Annotated in this window: 23 protein-coding genes; 18 read left to right on the forward strand and 5 right to left on the reverse strand. The window is 65.4% G+C overall.

The window, feature by feature from the left end; genetic code table 11:
- Nucleotides 1-8: 8 nt before the first annotated feature.
- Nucleotides 9-2,528 (forward strand): ATP-dependent Clp protease ATP-binding subunit ClpA, encoded by a 2,520-nt coding sequence (gene clpA, locus ASG39_RS03585; protein WP_062592838.1) that lies wholly within the window; start codon nucleotides 9-11, stop codon nucleotides 2,526-2,528.
- 177 nt (nucleotides 2,529-2,705) lie between these two features.
- Here the strand turns inward: clpA and ASG39_RS03590 are convergent, their stop codons facing one another.
- The gene (locus tag ASG39_RS03590; protein WP_062592840.1) at nucleotides 2,706-3,917 is read right to left on the reverse strand and encodes an MFS transporter; all 1,212 of its coding nucleotides are present in this window, start codon (nucleotides 3,915-3,917) and stop codon (nucleotides 2,706-2,708) included.
- A 638-nt stretch (nucleotides 3,918-4,555) separates the two neighbouring features.
- Here ASG39_RS03590 and ASG39_RS03595 point away from each other — a divergent pair.
- The 3 genes from ASG39_RS03595 to ASG39_RS03605 all read left to right on the forward strand — a co-directional run bounded on the left by ASG39_RS03595 (nucleotide 4,556) and on the right by ASG39_RS03605 (nucleotide 6,712).
- Nucleotides 4,556-5,242: an AzlC family ABC transporter permease gene (locus ASG39_RS03595; protein WP_062593412.1), complete on the forward strand. Its 687-nt coding sequence runs from the start codon at nucleotides 4,556-4,558 to the stop codon at nucleotides 5,240-5,242.
- Nucleotides 5,243-5,291: 49 nt separating this feature from the next.
- A complete protein-coding gene (locus ASG39_RS03600; RefSeq protein ID WP_062593414.1) occupies nucleotides 5,292-5,636 on the forward strand; it encodes an AzlD domain-containing protein in 345 nt (114 codons plus the stop codon).
- 71 nt (nucleotides 5,637-5,707) lie between these two features.
- Complete coding sequence (locus ASG39_RS03605) at nucleotides 5,708-6,712, forward strand: hypothetical protein (protein WP_062592842.1); 1,005 nt, start codon at nucleotides 5,708-5,710, stop codon at nucleotides 6,710-6,712.
- A 168-nt stretch (nucleotides 6,713-6,880) separates the two neighbouring features.
- Here ASG39_RS03605 and ASG39_RS03610 read toward each other — a convergent pair whose 3' ends face one another.
- Genes ASG39_RS03610 through ASG39_RS03625 form a run of 4 tightly spaced genes read right to left on the reverse strand, consistent with a single transcriptional unit; the run spans nucleotide 6,881 to nucleotide 9,763 of the window.
- Nucleotides 6,881-7,303: an HIT family protein gene (locus tag ASG39_RS03610; protein ID WP_062592844.1), complete on the reverse strand. Its 423-nt coding sequence runs from the start codon at nucleotides 7,301-7,303 to the stop codon at nucleotides 6,881-6,883.
- Nucleotides 7,304-7,322: 19 nt separating this feature from the next.
- Complete coding sequence (locus ASG39_RS03615) at nucleotides 7,323-8,531, reverse strand: GNAT family N-acetyltransferase (protein WP_062592846.1); 1,209 nt, start codon at nucleotides 8,529-8,531, stop codon at nucleotides 7,323-7,325.
- Nucleotides 8,532-8,534: 3 nt separating this feature from the next.
- Nucleotides 8,535-9,290: a glycerophosphodiester phosphodiesterase gene (locus tag ASG39_RS03620; protein WP_062593416.1), complete on the reverse strand. Its 756-nt coding sequence runs from the start codon at nucleotides 9,288-9,290 to the stop codon at nucleotides 8,535-8,537.
- Nucleotides 9,291-9,295: 5 nt separating this feature from the next.
- Nucleotides 9,296-9,763 carry a RidA family protein gene (locus ASG39_RS03625; protein ID WP_062592848.1) on the reverse strand — a complete coding sequence of 156 codons (468 nt, stop codon included), beginning with the start codon at nucleotides 9,761-9,763 and terminating at the stop codon, nucleotides 9,296-9,298.
- A 197-nt stretch (nucleotides 9,764-9,960) separates the two neighbouring features.
- On the opposite strand from ASG39_RS03625, the gene ASG39_RS03630 reads away from it, so the two are divergent.
- The 14 genes from ASG39_RS03630 to lpxB all read left to right on the forward strand — a co-directional run bounded on the left by ASG39_RS03630 (nucleotide 9,961) and on the right by lpxB (nucleotide 24,707).
- Nucleotides 9,961-10,746: a cell envelope integrity EipB family protein gene (locus ASG39_RS03630; RefSeq protein WP_244481125.1), complete on the forward strand. Its 786-nt coding sequence runs from the start codon at nucleotides 9,961-9,963 to the stop codon at nucleotides 10,744-10,746.
- Between the two features lie 240 nt (nucleotides 10,747-10,986).
- Complete coding sequence (gene rpsB, locus ASG39_RS03635) at nucleotides 10,987-11,763, forward strand: 30S ribosomal protein S2 (protein WP_062592853.1); 777 nt, start codon at nucleotides 10,987-10,989, stop codon at nucleotides 11,761-11,763.
- A 254-nt stretch (nucleotides 11,764-12,017) separates the two neighbouring features.
- Entirely contained in the window at nucleotides 12,018-12,944 is a 927-nt protein-coding gene (tsf, locus tag ASG39_RS03640; RefSeq protein WP_062592855.1) for a translation elongation factor Ts, read from the forward strand.
- A gap of 215 nt (nucleotides 12,945-13,159) precedes the next feature.
- Nucleotides 13,160-13,882 carry a UMP kinase gene (gene pyrH / locus ASG39_RS03645; protein ID WP_062593418.1) on the forward strand — a complete coding sequence of 241 codons (723 nt, stop codon included), beginning with the start codon at nucleotides 13,160-13,162 and terminating at the stop codon, nucleotides 13,880-13,882.
- A gap of 70 nt (nucleotides 13,883-13,952) precedes the next feature.
- Nucleotides 13,953-14,513 (forward strand): ribosome recycling factor, encoded by a 561-nt coding sequence (gene frr, locus ASG39_RS03650; RefSeq protein ID WP_062592857.1) that lies wholly within the window; start codon nucleotides 13,953-13,955, stop codon nucleotides 14,511-14,513.
- 45 nt (nucleotides 14,514-14,558) lie between these two features.
- Complete coding sequence (locus ASG39_RS03655) at nucleotides 14,559-15,338, forward strand: isoprenyl transferase (protein WP_062592859.1); 780 nt, start codon at nucleotides 14,559-14,561, stop codon at nucleotides 15,336-15,338.
- Nucleotides 15,338-16,165: a phosphatidate cytidylyltransferase gene (locus ASG39_RS03660; RefSeq protein WP_062592860.1), complete on the forward strand. Its 828-nt coding sequence runs from the start codon at nucleotides 15,338-15,340 to the stop codon at nucleotides 16,163-16,165. The genes ASG39_RS03655 and ASG39_RS03660 overlap by 1 nt, the downstream gene beginning before the upstream one ends.
- Nucleotides 16,166-16,344: 179 nt before the next feature.
- The gene (gene rseP, locus ASG39_RS03665) at nucleotides 16,345-17,499 is read left to right on the forward strand and encodes an RIP metalloprotease RseP (RefSeq protein ID WP_062592862.1); all 1,155 of its coding nucleotides are present in this window, start codon (nucleotides 16,345-16,347) and stop codon (nucleotides 17,497-17,499) included.
- A gap of 232 nt (nucleotides 17,500-17,731) precedes the next feature.
- Nucleotides 17,732-20,074, forward strand: a complete 2,343-nt coding sequence (bamA, locus tag ASG39_RS03670; protein WP_062592864.1) for an outer membrane protein assembly factor BamA — start codon at nucleotides 17,732-17,734, stop codon at nucleotides 20,072-20,074.
- Nucleotides 20,075-20,121: 47 nt separating this feature from the next.
- A complete protein-coding gene (lpxD, locus tag ASG39_RS03675; RefSeq protein ID WP_062592867.1) occupies nucleotides 20,122-21,192 on the forward strand; it encodes a UDP-3-O-(3-hydroxymyristoyl)glucosamine N-acyltransferase in 1,071 nt (356 codons plus the stop codon).
- An 11-nt stretch (nucleotides 21,193-21,203) separates the two neighbouring features.
- On the forward strand, nucleotides 21,204-21,695 hold the full coding sequence (gene fabZ, locus ASG39_RS03680; RefSeq protein ID WP_062592869.1) for a 3-hydroxyacyl-ACP dehydratase FabZ: 492 nt from the start codon (nucleotides 21,204-21,206) through the stop codon (nucleotides 21,693-21,695).
- A gap of 1 nt (nucleotide 21,696) precedes the next feature.
- Nucleotides 21,697-22,509, forward strand: coding sequence for an acyl-ACP--UDP-N-acetylglucosamine O-acyltransferase (lpxA, locus tag ASG39_RS03685; RefSeq protein ID WP_062592871.1), 813 nt, complete (start codon nucleotides 21,697-21,699; stop codon nucleotides 22,507-22,509).
- Between the two features lie 5 nt (nucleotides 22,510-22,514).
- Nucleotides 22,515-23,423 carry a UDP-2,3-diacylglucosamine diphosphatase LpxI gene (lpxI, locus tag ASG39_RS03690; RefSeq protein ID WP_062592874.1) on the forward strand — a complete coding sequence of 303 codons (909 nt, stop codon included), beginning with the start codon at nucleotides 22,515-22,517 and terminating at the stop codon, nucleotides 23,421-23,423.
- Nucleotides 23,424-23,528: 105 nt separating this feature from the next.
- Nucleotides 23,529-24,707 (forward strand): lipid-A-disaccharide synthase, encoded by a 1,179-nt coding sequence (gene lpxB, locus ASG39_RS03695; RefSeq protein WP_062593420.1) that lies wholly within the window; start codon nucleotides 23,529-23,531, stop codon nucleotides 24,705-24,707.
- Nucleotide 24,708 lies beyond the last annotated feature (1 nt).

Raw genomic sequence — 24,708 nt, forward strand, 5'->3', positions numbered from 1 at the left:
GATCCGACGTGCCAACATTTTCGACAAGCCTTGAAAAGGCGCTGCACCAGGCTCTCACGCTGGCCAACGAGCGCCACCACGAATATGCGACCCTCGAACACCTGCTGCTGGCGTTGATCGACGACGGCGATGCGGCCGCCGTCATGGGCGCCTGCAACGTCAATCTCGATGCCCTGCGCAAGACGGTGTCCGACTATGTCGACAACGAACTCGGCAACCTGATCACGGGCTATGACGAGGACTCGAAGCCGACCGCCGGCTTCCAGCGCGTCATCCAGCGCGCCGTCATCCATGTGCAGTCGTCCGGCCGCGAGGAAGTGACGGGCGCCAACGTGCTCGTCGCCATCTTCGCCGAGCGCGAAAGCCATGCGGCCTATTTCCTGCAGGAGCAGGAGATGACGCGCTACGACGCGGTCAACTTTATCAGCCACGGCATCGGCAAGCGGCCGGGCTCCTCGGAAACGCGCACGCCGCGCGGCACCGACGAGACCGACGAGGCGCCGAAGGCGGCGCGCGACCAGGACGAAGGCGGCGGGCCGAAGAAGGCGCAGGACGCGCTGACGGCCTATTGCGTCAACCTCAACGAGAAGGCCAAGGTCGGCAAGATCGACCCGCTGATCGGCCGTCACACCGAGGTCAACCGCACGATCCAGGTTCTGTGCCGCCGCTCCAAGAACAACCCGCTCTATGTGGGCGATCCGGGCGTCGGCAAGACGGCGATCGCCGAGGGCCTCGCCAAGCGCATCGTCGAGAAAAAGGTGCCGGAAGCGTTGCAGGACGCGACAATCTTCTCGCTCGACATGGGCACGCTCTTGGCCGGCACCCGCTATCGCGGCGACTTCGAGGAGCGCCTGAAGCAGGTCGTCAAGGAGCTCGAGGAGTATCCGGGCGCCGTGCTGTTCATCGACGAAATCCACACCGTCATCGGTGCCGGGGCGACGTCGGGCGGCGCCATGGATGCGTCGAACCTTTTGAAGCCGGCTCTGTCCTCGGGCGCGATCCGCTGCATCGGCTCGACCACCTACAAGGAATATCGCCAGTTCTTCGAAAAGGACCGGGCGCTGGTGCGCCGCTTCCAGAAGATCGACGTGGTGGAGCCGACGATCGACGACACGATCGAGATCATGAAGGGCCTGAAGCCGTATTTCGAGGACTATCACAAGCTGAAATACTCGAACGAGGCGATCAAGTCGGCCGTCGAGCTTTCGGCCCGCTACATCAACGACCGCAAGCTGCCGGACAAGGCGATCGACGTGATCGACGAGACCGGTGCGGCCCAGATGCTGCTGCCGCTGAACAAGCGCCGCAAGCTGATCACCGAGAAGGAAATCGAGGCGACCATCGCGACGATGGCCCGCATTCCGCCGAAAACCGTGTCGAAGGACGACGAGACCGTTCTCGCCAATCTCGAAAAGGAACTGCGCTCGGTCGTCTACGGTCAGGATCTCGCCATCGAGGCGCTGTCGTCGGCCATCAAGCTGGCGCGGGCGGGTCTGCGCGAGCCCAACAAGCCGATCGGCTCCTATGTCTTCTCCGGCCCGACCGGCGTCGGCAAGACCGAAGTGGCGAAACAGTTGGCGGCCTCGCTCGGCGTGGAACTGCTGCGCTTCGACATGTCGGAATATATGGAACGCCACACGGTCTCGCGGCTGCTCGGCGCACCTCCCGGCTATGTCGGCTTCGACCAGGGCGGTCTGCTGACCGATGGCATCGACCAGCATCCGCATTCGGTTCTGCTGCTCGACGAAATCGAGAAGGCGCATCCGGACCTGTTCAACATCCTGCTGCAGGTCATGGATCACGGCCAGCTGACGGACCATAACGGCAAGAAGATCGACTTCCGCAACGTCATCCTGATCATGACGACCAATGCGGGCGCGTCCGACATGGCCAAGGCCGCCTTCGGCTTCGGCTCGTCCAAGCGCGAGGGCGAGGATGTGGAGGCGCTGAACCGCCTGTTCACGCCCGAGTTCCGCAACCGCCTGGATGCGGTGATCCCGTTCGGTTCGCTGCCGACGCCGGTCATCCACCAGGTCGTGCAGAAGTTCGTGATGCAGCTGGAAACCCAGCTGTCGGAGCGCAACGTCACGTTCGACCTGCACGAGGACGCGATCGCCTGGCTGGCCGACAAGGGCTACGACGAGAAGATGGGCGCCCGCCCGCTGTCCCGCGTGATCCAGGAGCACATCAAGAAGCCGCTCGCCGAGGAGATCCTGTTCGGCAAGCTCAAGAAGGGCGGCGTCGTCAAGGTGACGGTCGGTCCGAAGGCCGACGGCAAGACGGGTCTCGTGCTCGAGACCATCTCGGAAACGGCCCGCATCAAGCCGAAGGCCGAGGTGGAGCAGAAGCCCCGCAAGCCGGCCAAACCGGCCAAGGCGGCCAAGGCCGAAATGGAAACCGTGGGCGCCGACACCGGACCGAAGCCGAAGAAGGCGAAGGCCGAGGACGCCGATACGGCTGCTGCGACCAACCCGGCAACCGACGCGCCCCGCAAGGGCCGGACGGTGCCGAAGGTGCCGCGGACGTAAAGACGACGCGCTCTGCGTGTGGGAATGCCGGGCCTTGTGCCCGGCATTTTTGTGTCTGGGTGTCTTCGTATCGGAATGTCGGTGGGGGCGGCCGGAACAGCTGGAGACGGGAGATGGAGACGGGAGCGACGGGACACGGGGGCTCCGGCGACCGGTGGTCAGTCGGCGTTGCTCACCTCAGGGCCGGCCGACCGGTTCGATCGGGCCCGTATCGCCCGTCCTGGACCATTCCGTCAGCAGGAAGGCCAGGAGGCCGGCGAGGGTGAGGGCGGTGGCGAGGGGGAGAAGCGTTCCTGCGTAGAAGTGGCCGAAGAGCGTGGCGAAGAGGGCGGAGACGAGGCTGGAGCCGGAGGCGATGAGGGCGGCGCCGAGGCCGGCCATATTGGCGAGCGAGCGCATGGCCATGGCGTTGAGATTGCCGAACAGGATGCCGATGGCGAAGAAGGCGGGGAAGGCGCAGGCGAGGAAGAGGGTGAGCGGCGGCTTGCCCGATGAGACGGCGCAGGCCGCGAGCAGCGCCAGTCCGGCGGCGGTCAGGCCGGCATAGCCGGCGCGGGCCATGGTCTCCATGCCGAAACGGGGCACGCATCGCGCATTGACGAAGGAGGCGAGGCCGACGCCGAGCGCGAGCAGCGCGAAGTAGAGCGGAAAGGTCTCGGCGATGCCGTAAATGTCGAAGAAGAGATCGGCTGCGGTCGCGAGATAGAGAAGCTGCGCGCCGAAGACGAGGCCGGTGGCGACGATGAGGAGGCTCACGCGGCGCGCGGCGAGGATGCTGGCGGCGTTCACAAGGAGCGTCCTCGGGCGCAGCGGGATGTGGCGGGCGGGGTGCAGCGTTTCGGGCTGGCGACGGATGAACCAGAAAGCCAGAAGGAGCGCGATGGCGAGGTAGGCGGCGAAGATCGCGCGCCAGCCGAACAGCGCCATCAGCCCCTGCGCCAGAAGCGGCGCCAGCATGGGCACGAGGATGAAGAGCGTGAACATGAAGGAGAGGATGCGCGCCATGGCATCGCCTTCGAACTGATCCCGGATCATTGCGCGCGTGGCGATCTTCGGTCCGGCCACGCCGATGCCCTGAAGGATGCGGCCGAGCACCAGCAGGGGAAGCGTGGTCGAGAGCATGGCGACGAGGGTGCCGAACGCATAGAGGCCGAGGCCGAGGAGGAGCGCCTTGCGACGACCGACGGCATCCGAAAGGGGCCCGAGGAAGAGTTCGCCGATGGCCATGCCGACAATGAACAGCGCGATCACGGACTGGGTGGAAAGCGGCGGGGCCTCGGCCATCTCCGCCCCGATCCGCCGCAGCGCCGGCAGGAGGCCATCGATGCTGAGCGCGGTCAGCGAGGTCAGGCCGGCGTAAAGGAGGATGCGCTCGCGCAGGCTGGTCATCGGGGTCCTTCGGCGCGGGGGGGCGGTGGTGGGTTGGCAGATCGGCAGATCGGCAGATCGGCAGATCGGCAGATCGTGCGGGGTGGGGCAGGCGGCTGTCAAGGTCGTCGCAGCGGCAAGTGTCGGATGCCGCTCTTGCGTCGATATTTTGCGAGCGACCACCCTTCCCGCCGTCATCCCGGGCGCGATCCGGGATCCAGCGACCTGACGTCGGTCAGGTCAGAGACGTCTCTTCATCTCCCGGACGTGAGATGGCTGGGTCCGGATCAAGCCCCGAATGACGGGGGGAGGATGGATTGCCCTCTTGACCTTGCCCCTTTGCAGACAAGGCATTTTCCGCAGGCCCTTGTCCTGGGAGCGCCGCACCGGACGACATGGCAGAGGGCACATGGTTTTCGTTTTGGTGACGACGCCGTGTCGGCTGCGGGTTCCTGCGCGCTTCCGGCGTGCCGGACCTTGTTATCGATCGGGGATCTGCGGCAGGAATGGCTTGACGGGGGGTGGTCGTCGCGGCATCTGGTCGGGGTAGAGGTTCAGGCACTGGGTGCCGCCCGCAGGGCGGGTGCGGGAAGGGTGGCGTGGCGTATTCGGCGGACAGGGACGGCGAGGGGACGGCGGGGTTCTGGTTCCTGAAGGGCATGCAGGGCATCTTCAGCCTGCCGGCGTCTATCCTCCTGATTTCCTTCGTCGGCTTTACCGCCTTTGCGCAGCAATCGGGCGTGCCGGTGGATCAGGCGGTTTTCATGACCGGGATCGTCTGGGCGCTGCCGGCCAAGCTCATTCTCGTCGGCTCGATCCAGTCCGGCGCCAATCTGTTTGCGGCCTTCGTGGCGGTGACGCTGTCGTCGATCCGGCTGATGCCGATGGTGGCGGCGCTGATCCCGGAAATCCGGGCGGAGAAGACGCGGACCTTCGTGCTGCTGATCGTCTCGCATCTCATCGCGGTGACGGCCTGGGTGATGGCGATGGAGCGCGTGCAGCACGTGCCGCGCCCGCACCGGGTCACCTATGTGCTCGGGCTCGGGATGACGCTGGTGATCGCCAACATGATCGTCGTCGGCACGCTTTACCAGTATGTGGCGGAGTTTCCGCCGATCGTGGCCGGGTGTCTGTTCTTCCTGACGCCGGTCTATTTCCTCGCCTCCATCTGGAGTTCGGGGCGGCATCCGGTCATCCACATCGCGCTGGTCGTCGGGCTGTTGCTCGGGCCGCTCGCGACGCTGTACGCGCCGGATTTCGACCTGCTTCTCTCCGGCATCGTCGGGGGGACGCTGGCCTGGGGGCTCGACGTGCTGCGCCGGCGGCGTCTGGGGGGCCGGGTATGAGGACGGGCCTGAGGAAGGGCCTGAGGAAGGGCCTGAGGAAGGGATGGGCATGAACTGGCAACCGGATGCCTGGGGCTATGTCTTCATCGCCATTGCCGGCTTTCTCGCGACCGATATCTGGCGCTGGCTCGGCGTTGTCGCCGGACGGCGGTTGCGCGAGGACTCCGAGGTTTTGAACTGGGTGCGGGCGGTGGCGACCGCGCTGGTGGCGGGCGTCGTCTCCAAGCTCATCGTGTTCCCCACAGGCGTCCTGGAAAGCTCGCCGCTCTGGCTGCGCGTCGGCTCGATCGCGGTCGGGGCGCTCGCCTTCTTTCTCGGCCGGCAGGTGCCCGCCATCGGCATTGTCTCCGCCATCGCCTTTCTGGGGGCGGGGCTCTATCTGCTGGGATTCTAGCTTCGTCTGCACATCCGGACGGACCGGCGGGTTCCCGGGCGGACCCTGACACGCGACGGACGGAGGCTCTTATGGCCAAGGATATTTCAGGCATGATCGACGGGCGGAGGCCGCGGGGCGAGGCGGGCGAGGGCGGCGTGCCCCAGCGCGATGCGTCACGGCGGCGGCCGGCGATGCTCTGCCTTCGCTGGCTCGTGCTGGCCGCGCTCGGGGTTCTGCTCGTCGTCGTCAATCCGCTGGCGGACCGGGCGGCGCAGTACAATCGCGATGTGACCATCGGCAGCACGGCGCTGTATGGCACGCTGCGGGTGATGAACTCGGTGATGAGCGTCGCCAAGGATGCGGACGTGACGGGCGGCGTCGGCGTCGCCTCGGTGACGGCGAGCCCGGGGCAGCTGCTGCAGCCGGTGACGAACACGATCGACCGCATGGCCGACCTCCTGTTCTGGCTGGCGATCGTCTCGGGCGTGCTGTCGACGCTGTTCCTGCCGGTCGCCAAGGTCGCGGCCATCGGCCTTGCCGGCGTCGCGCTCTTGCGGGCGGGCACGAGCCTGACGCGCAGGCCGTTGCCGGGCGCTGTCGAGCGCCTGGCGCGGGCGGTGCTGACGCTCTGCCTGCTGGGCGCCGTGGTGCTGCCGCTCTCCTATGCCGTCGCCTTCCACGCCGGCGCGCGGATGACGGACGATGCCTGGCAGGGCGCAACCGTGGTGTTCGACCGGATCAATGCGGATTACGACGCGGAGGCCGTGGGGCAGATCGATGCGCTTCGCGACAGCCAGGCGCCTGCCCTGCCGCAGGCCGCACCGGATAGGAGCTTTCTCGGTCGGCTGGGATCGGCGGTCGATCAGTCGCAGTCGGCGATCTCGGGCACGGTATCGGCGGCCTCCGGTCTGGTGACCTCGCTGACGGAGGGCGTGGCGTCGAAGACCAAGGTGATCACCGACGGCATCGCCATCTCGTCCGATCTCTTCACCGCCTCGATCGCCATCGCCGTCTCCTACCTCGTGAAGATCCTCGTCATGCCCCTGCTGATCCTCGCCGCCGCGCTGTTTTTGATGCGGGCGGCGTTTCGGTAGGAGGAGAATGTCGTCCATCCCTCTCCGTCATTCCGGGCTTGTCCCGGAATCCAGCCACCACACGTCTGTGGGCTGAAAGACTCTTCCGACCTGACGGATGTCAGGTGACTGGATTCCGGGTCAAGCCCGCAATGACGGACATGCTTGGCAGGTAATCCTTCGACCCGCTCACCCCAGCGCGGCGCGGAGTTTTTCGGCGTTGGCCTTCAGGATGTCCGGGTCTTCCATGGTGCCGGAATGGGCGCGCATGGGCTGGCCTTCGTGGCGGGGGATGATGTGGACGTGGAGGTGGAAGACGGACTGGCCGGCGGGGGCTTCGTTGAACTGCAGGATGGTGATGCCGTCGGCGGAAAAGGCCGTCTTCGAGGCGATGGCGACCTTCTGGACGGCGGCGATCAGCGCGGGCAGGGTGGCGGGGTCGGCGTCGAGGAGGTTGCGCGACGGGGCTTTCGGCACGACGAGGGCGTGGCCGTTCGCCTGCGGCATCACGTCCATGAAGGCGATGACGGCATCGTCCTCGTAGACCGTGTGGGAGGGGATCTCGCCGCGCAGGATCTTGGCGAAGATGTTGTCGGTGTCGTATTGGGTCATGGCAGGTCCCTCAGGAGGTTCAGCTGTCGGATTCGCCATCCTGCCGCTCGCCCTTCCGGAAAGGGCTGTGCTCGGTGAGGATGTCGCCCATGGCTTCCACGTCGAGGCGTTCGCGCTCGAGATAGTCGGCGACGGCGCGTTTGAGGCCGGGATGGGTGAAGTAATGGGCGGAATGGGTGGTGACGGGCAGGTAGCCGCGGGCGAGCTTGTGCTCCCCTTGCGCGCCGGCTTCCACCCGCTTCAGGCCGCGCGAGATGGCGAAATCGATGGCCTGGTGGTAGCAGACCTCGAAATGCAGGAAGGGGTGATCCTCGATCGCGCCCCAGTGGCGGCCGTAGAGCGCATCGCCGCCGATGAAATTGATGGCGCCGGCGATGTAGCGGCCCTCGCGCTTGGCCATGACCAGGAGGATATCCTCGGCCATGCGGTCCGATATCATCGAATAGAAGGCGCGGGTGAGGTAGGGCCGGCCCCATTTGCGGCTGCCGGTATCCATGTAGAAGCGGAAGAACTGGTCCCAGATCTCCTCGGTGAGGTCCGCGCCGGTCAGCCAGTCCACGGTGATGCCGTTTTCGAGCGCGGCCCGGCGCTCCTTCTTCAGTGCCTTGCGCTTGCGGGAGGCGAGGGTCTCGAGGAAATCGTCGTGGCTGCCATAGGTGTCATTGGTGAAATGGAACTGCTGGTCGGTGCGGTGCAGGAAATCGGCATCTTCGAAGGTCGCGATCTCGGCCTCGGGCACGAAGGTGACGTGGGCGGAGGAGACCTTGTGGCGCCTGGCAAGCTCGGTCAGACCGGTCGCCAGCGCCTGCTGCACGGCCTCGACCGCGAAAGGCTCCGACGTCGCCAGAAGGCGCGGGCCGGTGGCGGGGGTGAAGGGCACCGAGCTTTGCAGCTTCGGATAATAGCGTCCGCCTGCCCGCTCCAGCGCATCGGCCCAGCCGTGGTCGAAGACATATTCGCCCTGGCTGTGGTTCTTCAGGTAGCAGACCAGTGCGCCGGCCAGCGCGCCGTTGCCGTCTTCCATCAGAAGATGCTGCCCGAGCCAGCCGGTCTCGGCGGTGGCCGAGCCGGAGTCTTCGAGCGCCGAGAGATAGGCATGGGAGACGAACGGGTTGTAGGGCACGTCTGCGGTCGCGGACGCCCTCGTGGTGCCGATGAGCCGGTCCCAGGCGCGCTTGTCGATGTCCTTGAACGAGGTCTCGATGCGGATGCTGACGTCGTCTGCCATGCGCTAGGCCACCAGGTCCCCGGTTGCGCGTGCGCGGGGCTCGAAACCCTCGAACGTCATCTGGTCGGCGTGGCGAAACGTGTGGTCGGCGGCCTCCTCGTCGCGCACCGTCCAGGTGATCACGGTGCGGCCGCGATCGCGCTGCGCCGAGATGAAGGGGTTCGGCAGGTGGCCATAATGGTAGGAGATGAAATCGAGGCCGAGCGCCATGGCTTCCTCGTGCAGGGCGAAGTCTTCCGGCCGGGCGCCTTCGGCGGTGAGGCCGAGGGGAAAGCGCGACTCGAGCGCCTTCAGGTCCTTCAGCAGCCAGTGGTCGAAGCTCATCAGCGCGACGGGGCCGTCATAGGATTCGAGGATATCCACCACGGAATCGGCGAAGCCTTCGTCGTCGCCCTGGCGGCCCTTCAGCTCCAGCACCAGGGGAACGCGGCCCTTGACGAGGCGCAGGAGCTGGGAGAGCGAGGGGATGCGGTCGGCCGTGTTGCCGATCGAAAACAGGCCGAGTTCGCCGACGGTCTTCACCCGGATATCGCCCTCGACGCCGCAGAGGCGCTTCATGTCGTCATCGTGAAAGACGACCGGCACGCCGTCCGCCGTATATTGCAGGTCGCATTCGATGGCATAGCCATGATCGATGGCGCGCTGGAAGGCGGAGACGGTATTTTCCCAGATCGCATTGTTCATGTCGTGGTAGCCGCGATGGGCGACCGGCTGGGCCTTGAGGAAGGCCGTATCCTTCTGGGGACGCAGGGCCGGCATCGCCATCATGCGATCTCGATGACAGCGTCGATCTCGACGGCGGCATTGAAGGGCAGGCCGGCCATGCCGACGGCGGCGCGGGCGTGAACGCCGGCTTCGCCCAGAATGGTGACGATGAGGTTGGAGGCGCCGTTCATGACCAGGTGCTGCTCGGAAAAGCCCGGCGCGGAGGCGATGAAGCCGTTGAGCTTGACGATGCGGCGGATGCGGCCGAGATCGCCCTTGAGCGCGGCCTTGGCCTGGGCGAGCACGTTGATGGCGCAGAGTTCGGCGGCGCGCTGGGCGGCGGTGACATCGACATCGGCACCGACGAGACCGAGCACGGCGACCTTGCCGTTTTCCATCGGCAGCTGCCCGGAGATGTAGAGGTGCTGGCCGCTGATGACGAAGGGAACGTAGTTTGCGGCGGGTGCCGCGGCAACCGGCAGGGTAATGCCGAGCTGTTCGATGCGGGCTTCGATTTCTGCGGACATGGATGTCTCCGGACAATATTGTATTCTTATGGGGAATGCGTCATGCACGTCTTTCTTCGATGCGGGGATCAGATCCCACGCCTCGCTTTCGACGCATGTTTCAATATAGCATCGCGCGTCGATCCAACAGGAGCTATTGGATGTTTCGTTCAGGCATGACCCGCGTCCTCGTCCTCTCCGCTGCGTTTTTCGGAACGATGGCGGTCGGGGTGGAGAACGCAGCGGCGAACATCCTGGTTCCGCACCGGGCGGTCTATGATCTGGAGCTCAAGGACTCGTCCGAGCGCTCCGGCATTTCCAGCATGTATGGCCGCATGGTCTACGAGTTCAACGGTTCGGCCTGCGACGGCTACACGGTGAGCTTCCGATTCGTGACCAAGGTGGATACGGGCGAGGACGTGCGGCTGACGGACCAGCAGACGACCACGTTCGAGGACCTGAAGAGCGGCAATTTCCGCTTTCTGACCCGCTCGTTCACCGACGAGAAGCTGGACAAGGAAGTGCGCGGAGCGGCCCACGACGCCAAGGACGGCGTGCGGGTGGACCTGACGGAACCGGACAAGCGCGAGGTGGACCTCGCCCACAGCCTGTTTCCGACCGAGCATATGCTGGAAGTGATCGACCGGGCGAAGCGCGGCGACAAGATCTTCGAATCGCGGATCTTCGACGGCTCCGACAGCGGCGACAAGACGCTGGTGACGACGACGCTGGTCGGCGCGCAGCACCAGCCGAACGCCAGCGACGAGGATGCCGACGTCGCCAAGGCGGGCGTGATGGCGCAGAAGCCTTTCTGGCCGGTGACGATCTCCTATTTCAACGACGAGGCGACCGGCGACGCCGTGCCGATCTACCGCATGGCCTTCAAGCTCTACGAAAACGGCATCACCCGCGACCTGACGATGGACTATGGCGACTTCGTGCTGAGCGGCAAGCTCGCCAATCTCGAAATGTTCAAGCAGGGCGGCGAGGGCAGCTGCAAGTAGGCGGCACAGGCCTCACGTCGGGGGCACAGGCCGTTGGGGGCACAGGCCGTCGCGGGCATAAAACCGCGGAGATTGCGCCTTTTTCCTTGATATCCGTGGCGTGCCGCTGTATGGCGGGCCGCATTCCACACGTGGGGTTTGGGACGTTTCGGGAGACATCCGTTGCGTTCCGCCCGGTGGCAGGGTCATCCGAGCCTGCTGTTTTCCCCACGGAGGTTCAACCGGAAAAGGATAAACGGCATGGCATTGCCCGATTTCAGCATGCGCCAGCTTCTTGAAGCTGGTGTTCACTTCGGCCACCAGACTCACCGCTGGAACCCGAAGATGAAGCCCTACATCTTCGGCGAACGGTCCAACGTTCACATCATCGACCTGGCACAGACCGTGCCCATGCTGTCGCGCGCCCTTCAGGCCGTCAGCGACACGGTTGCCAAGGGCGGCCGCGTTCTCTTCGTCGGCACCAAGCGCCAGGCGTCGGAAATCATCGCCGACAGCGCCAAGCGTTCAGCCCAGTATTACGTCAACGCCCGCTGGCTCGGCGGCATGATGACCAACTGGAAGACGATCTCCAACTCGATCCAGCGCCTGCGCAAGCTCGACGAGATCCTCGCTTCCGACGCTTCGGGCTTCACCAAGAAGGAACGCCTGAACCTCGAGCGCGAGCGCGAAAAGCTCAACCGCGCGCTCGGCGGTATCCGCGACATGGGCGGCGTTCCCGACCTGATGTTCATCATCGACACCAACAAGGAGTCGATCGCGATCGAAGAAGCCAAGCGTCTTGGCATCCCGGTCGTCGCCGTGATCGACTCGAACTGCGATCCGGACCAGATCGACTACGCGATCCCCGGCAATGACGACGCTTCGCGCGCCATCTCGCTCTATTGCGACCTGATCGCCCGTGCCGCTCTCGACGGCATCGCCCGTCAGCAGGGCGCTTCCGGCCGCGACCTCGGCGCTGCCAGCGACCTGCCGCTCGAGCCGGCTCTGGAAGAAGAAGCCGTCGCGACCGACGCCTGATCTCACAGCACGATCACGGCCGGTCTCCTGAACAAGGGGCCGGCCGAGACCTATTCGACGGGGCCGTTTGCGACTGACGAAGTGGACGGCCCCGCATCTTTTCGAGGAGACCGCCGTTTTCGGGCGGATCCGCATCGGGTGAGATTGTTCATCACGATGTCATCTTGAGGGGGCACACCCTCACACACTTTCCGGACAGAGCCGCTCGACCGCATCTGAGCGCACCGGACGAGAGACAGAAAGAGGCCAAGACGATGACGACCATTACGGCAGCAATGGTGAAGGAACTGCGCGAGAAGTCGGGCGCAGGCATGATGGATTGCAAGAAGGCACTGGGCGAAACCAACGGCGACATGGAAGCCGCGATCGACTGGCTGCGCGCCAAGGGCATCGCCAAGGCCGACAAGAAGTCGGGCCGCACGGCCGCCGAAGGCCTGATCGGCATCACCAGCGCCGGCACCAAGGCCGTCGTCATCGAAGTCAACTCCGAGACCGACTTCGTGGCCCGGAACGACGCCTTCCAGGAACTGGTCCGCGGCTTCGCCAAGGTTGCCGTCGACACGGACGGTTCGGTCGATGCGATCAACGCCGCCACCTATCCGGCCACCGGCAAGTCGGTTTCCGACAGCATCAAGGACGCAATCGGCACGATCGGCGAGAACATGACGCTGCGCCGTGCAGCCCTGCTCTCGGTGACCGACGGCGTCGTCGCCACCTATATCCACAATGCGGTTGCCGACGGCCTCGGCAAGCTCGGCGTTCTCGTCGCGCTGCAGTCGACCGGCGACAAGGACGCGCTGAACGCCATCGGCCGCCAGGTCGCCATGCACATCGCTGCGACCAACCCGCTCGCCATTCGCTCGACGGAAGTCGATGCGGCGGTCGCCGAGCGCGAGCGCAACGTGTTCATCGAGCAGTCGCGCGCGTCCGGCAAGCCGGACAACATCATCGAGAAGATGGTCGACGGCCGCATGCGCAAGTTCTTCGAAGAGGTCGCGCTGCTCAGCCAGGCCTTCGTCATGAACCCCGACCTCACCGTCGAGGCTGCCATCAAGGAAGCCGAGAAGACGGTCGGCGCGCCGATCGAAATCACCGGCATGGCCCGCCTGCTGCTCGGCGAAGGCGTCGAGAAGGAAGAAAGCGACTTCGCCGCCGAAGTGGCCGCTGTCGCCAAGGGCTGATTCTTCATCGGCTTCATGCAAAACGGAAGGGCATCGCGTGGACAACGCGGTGCCCTTCGTGTATCCGGCTTGACGCAATCGGCGTCCATATGGCTTGACGCAAAGGCGCCGGCTGGCCGCCCGATTGTTCGGATGCGACGCTGCCCTTCGGGGGCGGCGTTCTCGACCCATATTGCGCGCCGGATCCCCGGGCGTGCACCACGACAGGAGTGATGATGTCGGCCCAACCGCTCTATAAACGCGTGCTTTTGAAGTGCTCCGGCGAAGCGCTGATGGGCAACCAGGGTTTTGGCATCGACGTCACGGTCGTCGACCGGATCGCCTCCGACATCGCGGCCGCCCGCGGCATGGGTGTCGAGGTCGGCGTGGTCGTCGGCGGCGGCAACATCTTTCGCGGCGTTGCCGTGGCATCCAAAGGGGGCGACCGGGTCACCGGCGACCATATGGGCATGCTGGCGACCGTCATCAACGCGCTGGCGCTCGCCACCTCGCTGCGCAAGCTCGACATCGACACGGTCGTGCTCTCGGCCATCGCCATGCCGGAGATCTGCGAAAGCTTCTCCCAGCGCGCGACGCTCTACCATCTCTCGCTCGGCCGCGTCGTGATCTTTGCCGGCGGCACGGGCAACCCGTTCTTCACGACCGATTCGGCCGCAGCCCTTCGCGCCGCCGAAATGGGCGCGCAGGCGATCTTCAAGGGCACCCAGGTGGACGGCATCTATTCCGCCGACCCCAAGAAGGACCCCAACGCCACCCGCTTCGAGCGGCTGACCCACAGCGAAGTGCTCGACAAGGGCCTCGCCGTCATGGACGTGTCGGCCGTGGCGCTGGCGCGCGAAAACAGCATTCCGATCATCGTCTTCTCGATCCACGAGAAGGGCGGGTTCACCGATATCCTGACGGGCGGCGGCCGCGCCACCATCGTCACCGACAACTGAAAGAGCGGCCAACAGACGGCGGACGGTCCCGCGCCAGCGGGATCACGCCGATCGAGCACGGAGAAATAAGATGAGTGAAGGTATCGACCTCAACGACCTGAAGCGCCGCATGGACGGCGCGATCACTGCGTTCAAGAACGACATCGCCTCGCTGCGGACCGGACGGGCCTCGGCCAACGTTCTCGATCCGGTGATGGTCGAAGCCTATGGCTCGCGCGTGCCGCTGAACCAGGTGGCCAACATCACGGTTCCCGAGCCGCGCATGCTCGGCGTGTCGGTCTGGGACCGCTCGATGGTCAATGCCGTGGATCGCGCGATTCGCGAATCGAATCTCGGCCTCAATCCGATCATGGACGGCCAGACGCTGCGCATTCCCCTGCCGGAACTCAACGAAGAGCGCCGCCGCTCGCTGGTGAAGGTGGCGCACGACTATGCCGAAAAGAGCAAGGTGGCGATTCGTCACGTGCGCCGCGACGGCATGGACAATCTCAAGAAGGCGGAGAAGGACGGCACGATCGGCCAGGATATCGGCCGCATCCAGTCGGAAAAGGTCCAGAAGATGACCGACGAGGTGATTTCCGACGTCGATCGCTTGCTCGCCGATAAGGAAAAGGAAATCATGCAGGTCTAGTCTGCATCCCTGCGTTTTACCCTCCTTCGCGAAGTCAGGCCGTCCATGTCCGATCCGTCCGCCAGAACGCTTCCCGCGCATGTCGCCATCATCATGGACGGCAATGGCCGTTGGGCCGCCCGGCGCGGCCTGCCGCGGACCATGGGGCACCGCAAGGGTGTTGAGGCCGTTCGCGAGACGGTGCGCGCCGCCGGCGCGCTCGGCATCCGCTATCTCACGCTCTACGCCTTCTCCTCGGAAAACTGGAGCCGGCCGGAGCCGGAGGTCAGCGACCTCATGGGCCTGCTGAAGGTGTTCATTCGCCGGGATCTGGCGGAACTGCACCGCCAGAACGTGCGGATCCGCATCATTGGCTGCCGCTCCAACCTGCGCAGCGACGTGCTGCCGCTGCTGCTGGAGGCGGAAGAGACGACGCGCAACAATACCGGCATCACCGTCTGCATCGCCTTCAACTACGGTTCGCGCGACGAGATTGCCCGCGCCGTTCAGGCGCTGGCGGTCGACGTCGCCGCCGGCCGGCTCAGCCCTCAGGAGATCACGCCCGCGATGATCGCCAGCCGGCTCGACACCGCCGGCATCCCCGATCCCGACCTCGTCATCCGCACGAGCGGCGAGGAGCGGCTCTCCAACTTCCTGCTCTGGCAATCCGCCTATTCGGAATTCGTCTTCCTGCCGGAATACTGGCCGGACTTCGACCGGGCGCTTCTGATGCGGGCGATCGACACCTACCGGCAGCGGGATCGCCGCTTCGGCAATGTCGCCTCCGCCACCGATGCGGCATCTCCCGGGACCCCGCCGCCGGCCAGCCTTGCGGTCGGTTCGTGATGAGCCGCGAACTCCGGCTCCGGATCCTCTCCGGCATCGTGCTTGCCGCGGTCGCGCTCGGCGATACCTGGATCGGCGGTCCCGCCTTTGCCATCCTCTCGGCCGTCATCGGGCTTGCCGTCTGGCATGAATGGACCAGCATGACGCGGATCGCCGCCGGCGACCGTGGCGCCTATCTCGCCGGCTGGGGCGTGCAGGCGGTCGTCGCCGTGCTCATCATCGGCGGCGGCGACGAATATGCCCTGCCGGTGCTCATCCTCGCCGCGATCGCCGCCATCGTCTGGTCGCGATTCCATGGCCGGGGCTGGTGGCTGCCGGGCGGCGTCGCCTATGCCGGGATGACGACGATCTCGCTCGCGACCATTCGCGACGACACGCAGGTCGGCTTCGTCGCCATGCTCTTCGTCTTTTCCGTCGTCTGGGCGACCGACATTCTCGCCTTCTTCTTCGGTCGCGCGATCGGCGGGCCGAAGCTCGCGCCGAGCATCTCTCCGGGCAAGACCTGGTCGGGCGCCATCGGCGGGGCGGTCTCGGGCGTCGTGGCCGGCACCGCCGTCTACGCCGCCTATTTCCCGCTCGAGGACGCGCGCATTCCGCTGGTCGCGCTGGTGCTGTCGATCGCCAGCCAATGCGGCGACCTGTTCGAATCCTATGTGAAGCGGCGCTGCGGCGTGAAGGACAGCGGCCGCATCATTCCCGGCCACGGGGGCGTCTGGGACCGGGTGGACGGGCTGGTCGTCGCCTGCTTTGCGGCCCTGATCATCGCGCTCGGGGAGGCGATGACGGGGGCGGGCGGACGGATCGGGGCTCTGCTGCTCGGGCTCTGAGTCTAGGGCTCTGAGTCTGGGGCGCGCGGAGTCTCGGGGCCGATTCCCGGGTACGGACGGGCCGCGGAAACGTGATGTCGGGGCCATATCGCATTCTTCATGCCGCATCTGTAAGGTGGCGCGCGTGGCGCCTGCCTCCGGCGACCTAGCCCGCCTCCGGCGACCTGATAAGGACGACTATGACCTACCTGGCCGATCTTCTGCATCTCTTCGTGGGCTATATCGTCCCGTTTCTCCTGGTTCTGACGCTGCTCGTCTTCGTGCACGAGATGGGACATTATCTCGTCGGGCGCTGGTCGGGCATCAAGATCGTCGCCTTCTCCATCGGGTTCGGGCCCGAACTGGTCGGCTTCAACGATCGGCACGGCACGCGGTGGAAGTTCTGCGCCATCCCGCTCGGCGGCTATGTCAAGTTCTATGGCGACGAGGATGCGGCGAGCACGCCGGACTATCACACGCTCGAAGGCCTCTCAGCCGAGGATCGCGGGCGGACCTTTCTCGGGGCCAAGCTGTGGAAGCGGGCGGCAACGGTCGCGGCCGGGCCGATTGCCAATTTCATCCTCGCCATCGTCATCTATGCGCTCCTGTTTTCGATCTATGGCAAGCCGATCGCCGACCCCGTCGTCTCCGAGGTGAAGGCCGGCAGTGCGGCGGCCGAATCGGGCATCCGGCCGGGCGATCTGCTCGTCTCCATCGACGGTTCCACGGTCACGACCTTCGACGATGTCCGCCGCTATGTGGGCGTTCGCCCGGAGATCCCGATCGTCGTGGAGATCCGCCGCGACGGGCAGCGCGTCGACGTGCCCATGGTGCCGAAGCGCACCGAGATCACCGACCAGTTCGGCAACAAGATGGAAATGGGCATCATCGGCATCCTGACGAACCAGGAAAGCGGCAATTTCCGTCTGGAGAGCTTTGGCCCGCTGGAGGCGATCGGGCAGGGCGCGATCGAGAGCTGGCATATCGTCACCGGCACCTTCGCCTATATCGGCAATCTCGTCACCGGCAACATGAAGGCCGACCAGCTGGGCGGGCCGATCCGCGTGGCGCAGGCCTCCGGCCAGATGGCGACGCTCGGCGTCGCCGCCGTGCTGCAGCTGGCGGCCGTGCTTTCCGTCTCCATCGGCCTTCTCAATCTGATGCCGGTGCCGGTGCTCGACGGCGGGCATCTGATGTTCTACGCGATCGAAGCCGTTCGCGGTCGTCCGCTCGGCGCCTCGGCACAGGATATCGCCTTCCGCATCGGCTTCGCCATGGTCCTGATGCTGATGGTTTTCGCCACCTGGAACGATATTTCCTCGCTTGTCGGACGAATGAGCGGCGCGGTTGGCTAAAGGTTAAGGAAGAGGCGCTAAAACGGATGAAGCTTCTCTTCAAGGATTTGATTAGAAACGATTTGTTTACGATAATTCTTCTCTGTAGTGGCCGTTCAGCCACGGTGGGAATTGAAGTAAACGGAAATTAACGTGCTACCTTGCTTGTATGAGAAAAGCGGGTAAAACGGCAGGCATGACCGGAGTCGGCACGAGTTCGCCGCGGGACATTGGAAGAAGGTAAGATCAGAACATGAAGGCTGGTTCAAAGTTTTTGAACGCGGTGTCGGCGGTTGCGCTGTCTGCAGGGATTGTCGCATCTGGAACTGGCGTCGTCGTTCTTGCCAGTGCGTCTGTCGCTGAAGCCGCGACGATCCGTCGCGTCGACGTTCGCGGTGCGACGCGCGTCAGCGCCGAAACGGTCCGCTCGAACATCACCATCGTTCCCGGTCGGGAATTCACCAATGCCGACATCGACGCTTCGGTGAAGCGCCTATACGACACCGGCTACTTCTCCAATGTCAGCATCAACGTCTCCGGCGGCGCGCTGGTCGTGAACGTCAGCGAGAACAACCTGATCAATCAGGTGGTCTTCAACGGCAACCGCAAGATTACCGACGACAAGCTGGCCGCGGCCGTCAAGACCCGCTCGCTGAGCGCCTATAGCGAGGCGACCGTTCAGGCCGACATCCAGTCGATCAAGGATGCCTATGCCGGCATCGGCCGCAACGACGTGACCGTGACCGTGCAGACGGCACCGGTTGCCGAAGGCCGCATCAACGTGGCGTTCGTCGTCAACGAAGGCGACCGCACCAAGATCCGCTCGATCAACTTCGTCGGCAACAATGCCTATAGCGACGGCCGCCTTCAGGGCGTCATCGCCACCAAGAAGTCCGGCATTCTCTCCTTCCTGAACCGGAAGGACGTCTACAATGCCGACAAGCTGCGCGCCGACGAAGAGCAGCTTCGCCAGTTCTACTACAATCGCGGCTATGCCGACTTCCGCGTCGTCAATTCGGATGCCGTTCTCGACGAGACCGCCAACGAATACACGATCACCATCACGGTCGAAGAAGGCGAGCGCTACGATTTCGGTGCGGTCAATGTCGAATCGACCGTCGAAGGCATCAATGCCGACGAACTGAAGGGTCTCGTCCAGAGCCGTCAGGGCACGATCTACAAGGCCAAGGACGTGCAGGAAACGATGTCGGAAATCTCCAAGCGCGTCGCCGCGCAAGGATATCCCTTCGCCCGCGTCACGCCGCGCGGCAACCGCGACTTCGCGGGCCGCACGATCGCCGTGGATTACCTGGTCGACCAGGGCGAGCGCGCCTATATCGAGCGCATCGAGATCCGCGGCAACACCCGCACGCGCGACTACGTCATCCGTCGCGAATTCGACATGAGCGAAGGCGACGCCTTCAACCAGGAAATGATCGCGACGGCCAAGCGTCGTCTCGAAGCGCTCGGCTACTTCTCGACCGTCAACATCTCGACCCAGCAGGGCACCGCGTCCGACCGCGTCGTCGTGATCGTCGACGTGCAGGATCAGTCGACCGGTTCGTTCGGCATCGGCGCCGGCTATTCGGCCGGCAGCGGCGGCGGCTTCCTGGTGGAAGCCTCGATCGAGGAAAAGAACTTCCTCGGCCGTGGTCAGTACATCCGCATCGCAGCCGGTCGCGGCGAAGACAGCCGGACCTACAACGTCTCCTTCACCGAGCCTTATTTCCTCGGCTACCGTCTGGCCGCCGGCTTCGACGTGTTCAAGAACGAGAACGACTTCAACGACGACAACTACAGCTACGAGGATCAGGGCTTCAGCCTGCGCGTGACCGCGCCGATCACCGAGCGGCTGTCCTCGACGCTGCGCTACAACTACACGCGCCTCGACTATCACGCCTCGAGCGACGAACTGGCCGACCTGTCGACGCCGTATCGTCGCGTCGTCAACAACTCGCCGTGGACCCGTTCGTCGGTGTCCAACTCGTTCACCTACAATTCGCTCGACGATGCCCAGCTGCCGCATGAAGGCATCCTGGCGTCGGCCACGCAGGAACTGGCCGGCCTCGGCGGCACGTCCGATTTCTACAAGCTGACGGCCAAGGCCAAGTGGTACTACACCGTCAACGACGATGCCGACGTGATCGCCTCGCTGTCGGCAGGTGCGGGCCATGTGGTCGGCACGACCGGCCCGATGGAAGTGTTCGACCAGTTCCAGATCGGCAGCAACGAAATCCGTGGCTTCGAGCGCAACGGTATCGGTCCGCGCAGCCGCGAATATGACGATGCCATCGGCGGCACGACCTACTTCACGGCTTCGGCCGAAGCGACTTTCCCGCTGCCGGGCATTCCGCGCGATGCGGGCTTCCGTGGCGCCGTCTTCGCAGATGCCGGCACGCTCTATGGCAACGACGTCAATGTCCGTGCCAGCGACCGTATCGTGGGAACCGATGCCTCGCTTCGGGCCTCGGTCGGTGTCGGCCTGCTCTGGGCGTCGCCCTTCGGTCCGCTCCGCATCGACTACGCGGTCCCGGTCGCCAAGGAAGATTACGACAAGGTGCAGAACATCAAGTTCGGTATTTCGTCGAATTTCTGATATCGGCAGTCCAGAACTGCATGCCAAACTGTTCTGGAGTCTGGCCCATGGATGCTAACTGGTTTTTCCCGCCGCATGACGGGCTCCGCCTGAGCGATCTGGCGGAGCGCATCGGCGCTTCGCTGCAGGACGAGAGCGTCGGCGACCGGATCGTTTCCTCGGTCGCGCCGACCTATCGGGCCGGCCCCCGCGACATCTGCTACATGCTGCAGCGGCGCTACCGCGACGAGTTCACGACGTCGCAGGCGGCGGCCGTGATCTGCAACGAGGCGGTCGCCTCGATCGTTCCGCCGCACATCCCCGTGCTGTTTGCGAAATATCCCCATACGGCCTTTGCCCTTGCCGGCGCCATCTTCCATCCCGAAGCCCTGCGTCCGATCCAGAATCTTGCCGGGCAGAGCGGTATTTCGCCGGCGGCCTTCGTCGATCCCACCGCGCGGCTCGAGGACGGCATCGACATCGAGGCGACGGCGGTGATCGGGGCAGGGGTCGAGATCGGCACCGGCACGCGCATTGCCGCGGGCGTCGTCATCGGTCCCGGCGTGCGCATCGGCCGCGACTGCACGATTTCGGCGGGCGCGACCATTCTGTGCTCGCTCGTCGGCAACAATGTCATCATTCATCCGGGCGCCCGGATCGGCCAGGACGGTTTCGGCAATGCGCCGGGTCCGCGTGGCGGCATGATCAAGATCGTGCAGATCGGCCGCGTCATCCTGCAGGATCACGTGGAGATCGGCGCCAATACGACGATCGACCGCGGCGCGATGGACGACACCGTCATCGGCGAGGGCACCAAGATCGATAATCTCGTCCAGGTCGGCCACAACGTCCGCATCGGGCGCCATTGCGGCATTGCAGCGAAGGTCGGCATCGCCGGCAGCACGCGCATCGGCGACGGCGTGATGATCGGCGGCGCGGCCGCGATCAACGGACATATCACGATCGGCGACCGCAGCCAGATCGGCGCGATGAGCGGCGTGGCCGCGGACGTGCCGGCCGGCGAGCGCTATGGCGGCATTCCCGCGCGTCCCATGCGCGACTTCCTGCGGGAAGCGGCCGAGATTGCGGCGCGGGCCAACCTGAGAAAGCGCAAGACGACGACGGGAGACAAGCAATGAGCGAAACCCCAATGGGCGATACGGGGGGCGAGACGAAAGGTGACGTGGGCGCAACGGTTCTCGGCACGGCCGATATCCGCGAGATCATGAAGCTCCTGCCGCACCGCTATCCGTTTCTGCTGGTCGACAAGATCATCGAGATCGACAGCGACAATTCGGCGATCGGCATCAAGAACGTGACGGCGAACGAGCCGCATTTCACCGGGCACTTTCCCGACCAGCCGATCATGCCGGGCGTCCTTCTGATCGAGGGCATGGCGCAGACGGCGGGCGCGATCTGTGCGCGCAAGACCGCGACCGGCAGCAATCTCGTCTATTTCATGACGATCGACAATGCGCGGTTCCGCAAGCCGGTGGTGCCCGGCGATCGCGTGGAGTATCACGTGGTCAAGCAGAAGCAGCGCGGCAGTATCTGGAAGTTTCATTGCGACGCCAAAGTTGACGGGCAGCTGGTCGCGGAAGCGGATATCGGTGCCATGATCATCAGCAAGGACGAAGCCTGACATGATTGCCGAGAGCGCCAAGGTCCATCCCTCCGCCGTCGTCGAAGACGGGGCCGTCATCGGCGAGAACGTCACCATCGGTCCGTTCTGCCATGTCGGCGCGGAGGTGGAGCTTGCCGACGATGTCGTGCTGATGAGCCATGTCGTCGTCATCGGCCGCACCAGCGTCGGCCGCGGCACGAAAATCTTTCCGTCGGCCGTCATCGGCGGCGATTCGCAGAGCGTGCATCACAGCGCGGTCGGCACGCGGCTGGTGATCGGCGCGAACTGCACGATCCGCGAGGGCGTGACCATGAACACCGGCACGGTGGAGCATGGCGGTCTGACCTCCGTCGGCGACAACAACCTGTTTCTGGCCTATGCGCATGTGGCGCATGACTGCCGGCTCGGCAACAACATCATCCTGTCGAACAATGTGATGCTGGCCGGCCATGTCGTGGTCGAGGACCGGGCGATTCTGGGCGGCGGCTCGGCCGTGCACCAGTTCACCCGCGTCGGCCGCCAGGCCTTCGTCGGCGGCCTTTCGGCCGTCAGCTACGACGTCATTCCCTATGGCATGCTGAACGGCAATCCCGGCATTCTCTCCGGGCTGAACGTCGTGGGCATGTCGCGCGGGGGCCACGACAAGGCCGTCATCCACGAGGTGCGCCGCGCCTACAAGCAGATCTTCGAGGGCACGGGCTCCGTGCGCGCGAATGCGGCGGCGATCCGCGAGGATTATCTCGGCTGCGCGCCGGTCATGGAAATCCTCGACTTCATCGGCGCGGAAAGCGACCGCGCGCTGTCCTCCCCCACCCGGGGAAAGAAGGGCTGAGCGCCATGCCCGGCCAACCGCCCGAGGGTCCGGACGGGACGTCGCCACGAGCGGGTCCTGAGGTGCGGGGGCGGCTGGCGATCATCGCCGGCGGCGGCCGTCTGCCGCACCATGTGGCCGATGCGGCCCGCGCCCATGGTGAAAACCCCTATATCATCGCGCTGACCGGCGAGGCCGGCGACGGCTGGAGCGGTTACGACAACCGCACGCTCGGCATCGGCAATTTCCGGGATATCAGCGCCACTTTCCGTCGTGAGGGCATCGACCGGGTGGTGCTCACCGGCGGCGTGCAGCGGCGGCCGGAATGGCGCGACATCCGCCCGACGCTGAAGACGCTGTCGCGCGTGCCGGCGGTGCTGAAGACGCTGATTTCGGGCGGCGACGATGCCGTTCTGAAAATGGCGATCGCCCTGATCGAGGCGAGCGGCGCCCGCGTCATCGGCGTCCAGGACATCGTGCCGGAGCTTCTGGCCGAGATCGGGCCGATCGGGCGGATCGTGCCGGAGAGCGACGACCAGCGGGATATCGCCGCGGCGACGGCGGCGGCCAATGCGCTCGGTGCGCTCGATGTCGGGCAAGGCGCCATCGCCGTCGGCGGGCGGGTGGTCGCGCTGGAGGGGCCGGAGGGCACCGATGCGATGATCGCGCGCGTGGCTGGCCTGCGCCGCGACGGGCGGATTTCGCAGCGCCGGCGCGGCGTGCTGGTCAAGCTCTGCAAGCCGCAGCAGGACCTGCGGGCCGATCTGCCCTCCATCGGGCCTTCGACCGTGGAAAGCGCGCTGGCGGCCGGTCTTGCCGGCATCGCCGTGGAAGCGGGCCGGGCGCTGGTTCTGGAGCGCGCCGCAACCATTGCGCTTGCCGATCGTTCCGGACTGTTCGTGACGGGGCTCGACCGGACGCAGCCGCTCGTGTGAATCGGGTGTGAGTCGGGCTCGCGTCGGTGCGGCTTTTCGTCAGGCTGCGTGAAACTGTCTGATCATCGAGGTGCGTGCATGCCGAATGAAAACAAGCCCGGGCCAATCCCGGGACGGATCAAGGTTGCGGTCATCGCCGGCGAGGTGTCGGGCGATCTTCTCGGCGGCGACCTGATCCGGGCTCTGAAGCTCAAAGTCGGTTCCGTCTCGCTCGTGGGCGTCGGGGGCGAGGCGCTGGAGGCCGAGGGGCTGGTCTCGCTGTTCGACTATTCCGAACTGTCGATCATGGGCATTTCGCAGGTGCTTGCCCGGCTGCCGAAACTGCTGATGCGCATCCGCCAGACGGCCGATGCGATCATCGCCGCGAAGCCGGACGTGCTGGTGATCATCGACAGCCCGGATTTCACCCACCGGGTGGCGAAGGCGGTTCGCGCCGCGCTGCCCGCGCTGCCGATCGTCAATTACGTGTGCCCGAGCGTCTGGGCCTGGAAGCCGGAGCGGGCGCTGCGCATGCGGCCCTATGTCGATCATGTTCTCGCCATCCTGCCATTCGAGCCGGAGGCGATGGAAACGCTCGGCGGGCCGCCGACGACCTATGTGGGGCACCGGCTCGCCTCCGATGCCAATGTTCTCGCCGTGCGCGCCGCGCAATGGGCGAAGGGCGGCACCCATGCGCGCGGCGAGACGCAGCGGACCTGCCTGATCCTTCCCGGATCGCGCGGCTCGGAGATCACGCGGCTGCTGCCGGTGTTCCGCGAGGCGGTGGAGATCCTGGCGCGACGCTCGCCGGGCTTCCGCTTCGTGCTGCCGACCGTGCCGCGCCAGGCCGACGCCGTGCGCGCGATGCTGCGCGACTGGCCGGTGGAGGTCGAGGTGCGGGTGGGCGCGCAGGCGAAATGGGACGCTTTCGCGCAGGCCGACGTCGCCATGGCGGCCTCCGGCACGGTCATCCTCGAACTCGGCCTCTGCAGCATTCCCGTCGTGTCCAACTACAAGGCCGACTGGCTGATCCGCATGATGCACAAGCGTATCCGGATCTGGACCGCGAACCTGCCGAACCTGATCGGCGACTATGTGATCGTCCCGGAATATTTCAACGAATCCATTCGGCCGGGCGCGCTGGCCCGGTGGATGGAGCGGCTGGCGACCGACACGCCGGAGCGCCGCGCGATGATCGGCGGCTTCGACGCGGTCTGGGACATCATGCGCACGGAGGTGCCACCGGGCGAACGCGCGGCCGCCGTTGTGATCGAGACGATGGCGGCGAAGGCGGCGCGGGGCTAAC

The organism is Rhizobium sp. Leaf371, from assembly GCF_001424045.1.
In the GTDB taxonomy this organism is placed as follows: domain Bacteria; phylum Pseudomonadota; class Alphaproteobacteria; order Rhizobiales; family Rhizobiaceae; genus Ferranicluibacter.

What these genes read in the sequence shown, in the direction of transcription:
- ASG39_RS03600 (WP_062593414.1), top strand. Translation starts at nt 5,292, where the DNA reads ATGAACTGGCAACCGGATGCCTGGGGCTATGTCTTCATCGCCATTGCC.
- ASG39_RS03660 (WP_062592860.1), top strand. Translation starts at nt 15,338, where the DNA reads ATGAGCCGCGAACTCCGGCTCCGGATCCTCTCCGGCATCGTGCTTGCC.
- rseP (WP_062592862.1), top strand. Translation starts at nt 16,345, where the DNA reads ATGACCTACCTGGCCGATCTTCTGCATCTCTTCGTGGGCTATATCGTC.
- frr (WP_062592857.1), top strand. Translation starts at nt 13,953, where the DNA reads ATGAGTGAAGGTATCGACCTCAACGACCTGAAGCGCCGCATGGACGGC.
- lpxD (WP_062592867.1), top strand. Translation starts at nt 20,122, where the DNA reads ATGGATGCTAACTGGTTTTTCCCGCCGCATGACGGGCTCCGCCTGAGC.
- bamA (WP_062592864.1), top strand. Translation starts at nt 17,732, where the DNA reads ATGAAGGCTGGTTCAAAGTTTTTGAACGCGGTGTCGGCGGTTGCGCTG.
- tsf (WP_062592855.1), top strand. Translation starts at nt 12,018, where the DNA reads ATGACGACCATTACGGCAGCAATGGTGAAGGAACTGCGCGAGAAGTCG.
- ASG39_RS03605 (WP_062592842.1), top strand. Translation starts at nt 5,708, where the DNA reads ATGGCCAAGGATATTTCAGGCATGATCGACGGGCGGAGGCCGCGGGGC.
- ASG39_RS03655 (WP_062592859.1), top strand. Translation starts at nt 14,559, where the DNA reads ATGTCCGATCCGTCCGCCAGAACGCTTCCCGCGCATGTCGCCATCATC.
- fabZ (WP_062592869.1), top strand. Translation starts at nt 21,204, where the DNA reads ATGGGCGATACGGGGGGCGAGACGAAAGGTGACGTGGGCGCAACGGTT.
- rpsB (WP_062592853.1), top strand. Translation starts at nt 10,987, where the DNA reads ATGGCATTGCCCGATTTCAGCATGCGCCAGCTTCTTGAAGCTGGTGTT.
- ASG39_RS03610 (WP_062592844.1), bottom strand. Translation starts at nt 7,303, where the DNA reads ATGACCCAATACGACACCGACAACATCTTCGCCAAGATCCTGCGCGGC.
- ASG39_RS03615 (WP_062592846.1), bottom strand. Translation starts at nt 8,531, where the DNA reads ATGGCAGACGACGTCAGCATCCGCATCGAGACCTCGTTCAAGGACATC.
- lpxI (WP_062592874.1), top strand. Translation starts at nt 22,515, where the DNA reads ATGCCCGGCCAACCGCCCGAGGGTCCGGACGGGACGTCGCCACGAGCG.
- ASG39_RS03590 (WP_062592840.1), bottom strand. Translation starts at nt 3,917, where the DNA reads ATGACCAGCCTGCGCGAGCGCATCCTCCTTTACGCCGGCCTGACCTCG.
- ASG39_RS03595 (WP_062593412.1), top strand. Translation starts at nt 4,556, where the DNA reads ATGCAGGGCATCTTCAGCCTGCCGGCGTCTATCCTCCTGATTTCCTTC.
- pyrH (WP_062593418.1), top strand. Translation starts at nt 13,160, where the DNA reads ATGTCGGCCCAACCGCTCTATAAACGCGTGCTTTTGAAGTGCTCCGGC.
- ASG39_RS03630 (WP_244481125.1), top strand. Translation starts at nt 9,961, where the DNA reads ATGGCGGTCGGGGTGGAGAACGCAGCGGCGAACATCCTGGTTCCGCAC.
- lpxA (WP_062592871.1), top strand. Translation starts at nt 21,697, where the DNA reads ATGATTGCCGAGAGCGCCAAGGTCCATCCCTCCGCCGTCGTCGAAGAC.
- ASG39_RS03625 (WP_062592848.1), bottom strand. Translation starts at nt 9,763, where the DNA reads ATGTCCGCAGAAATCGAAGCCCGCATCGAACAGCTCGGCATTACCCTG.
- ASG39_RS03620 (WP_062593416.1), bottom strand. Translation starts at nt 9,290, where the DNA reads ATGCCGGCCCTGCGTCCCCAGAAGGATACGGCCTTCCTCAAGGCCCAG.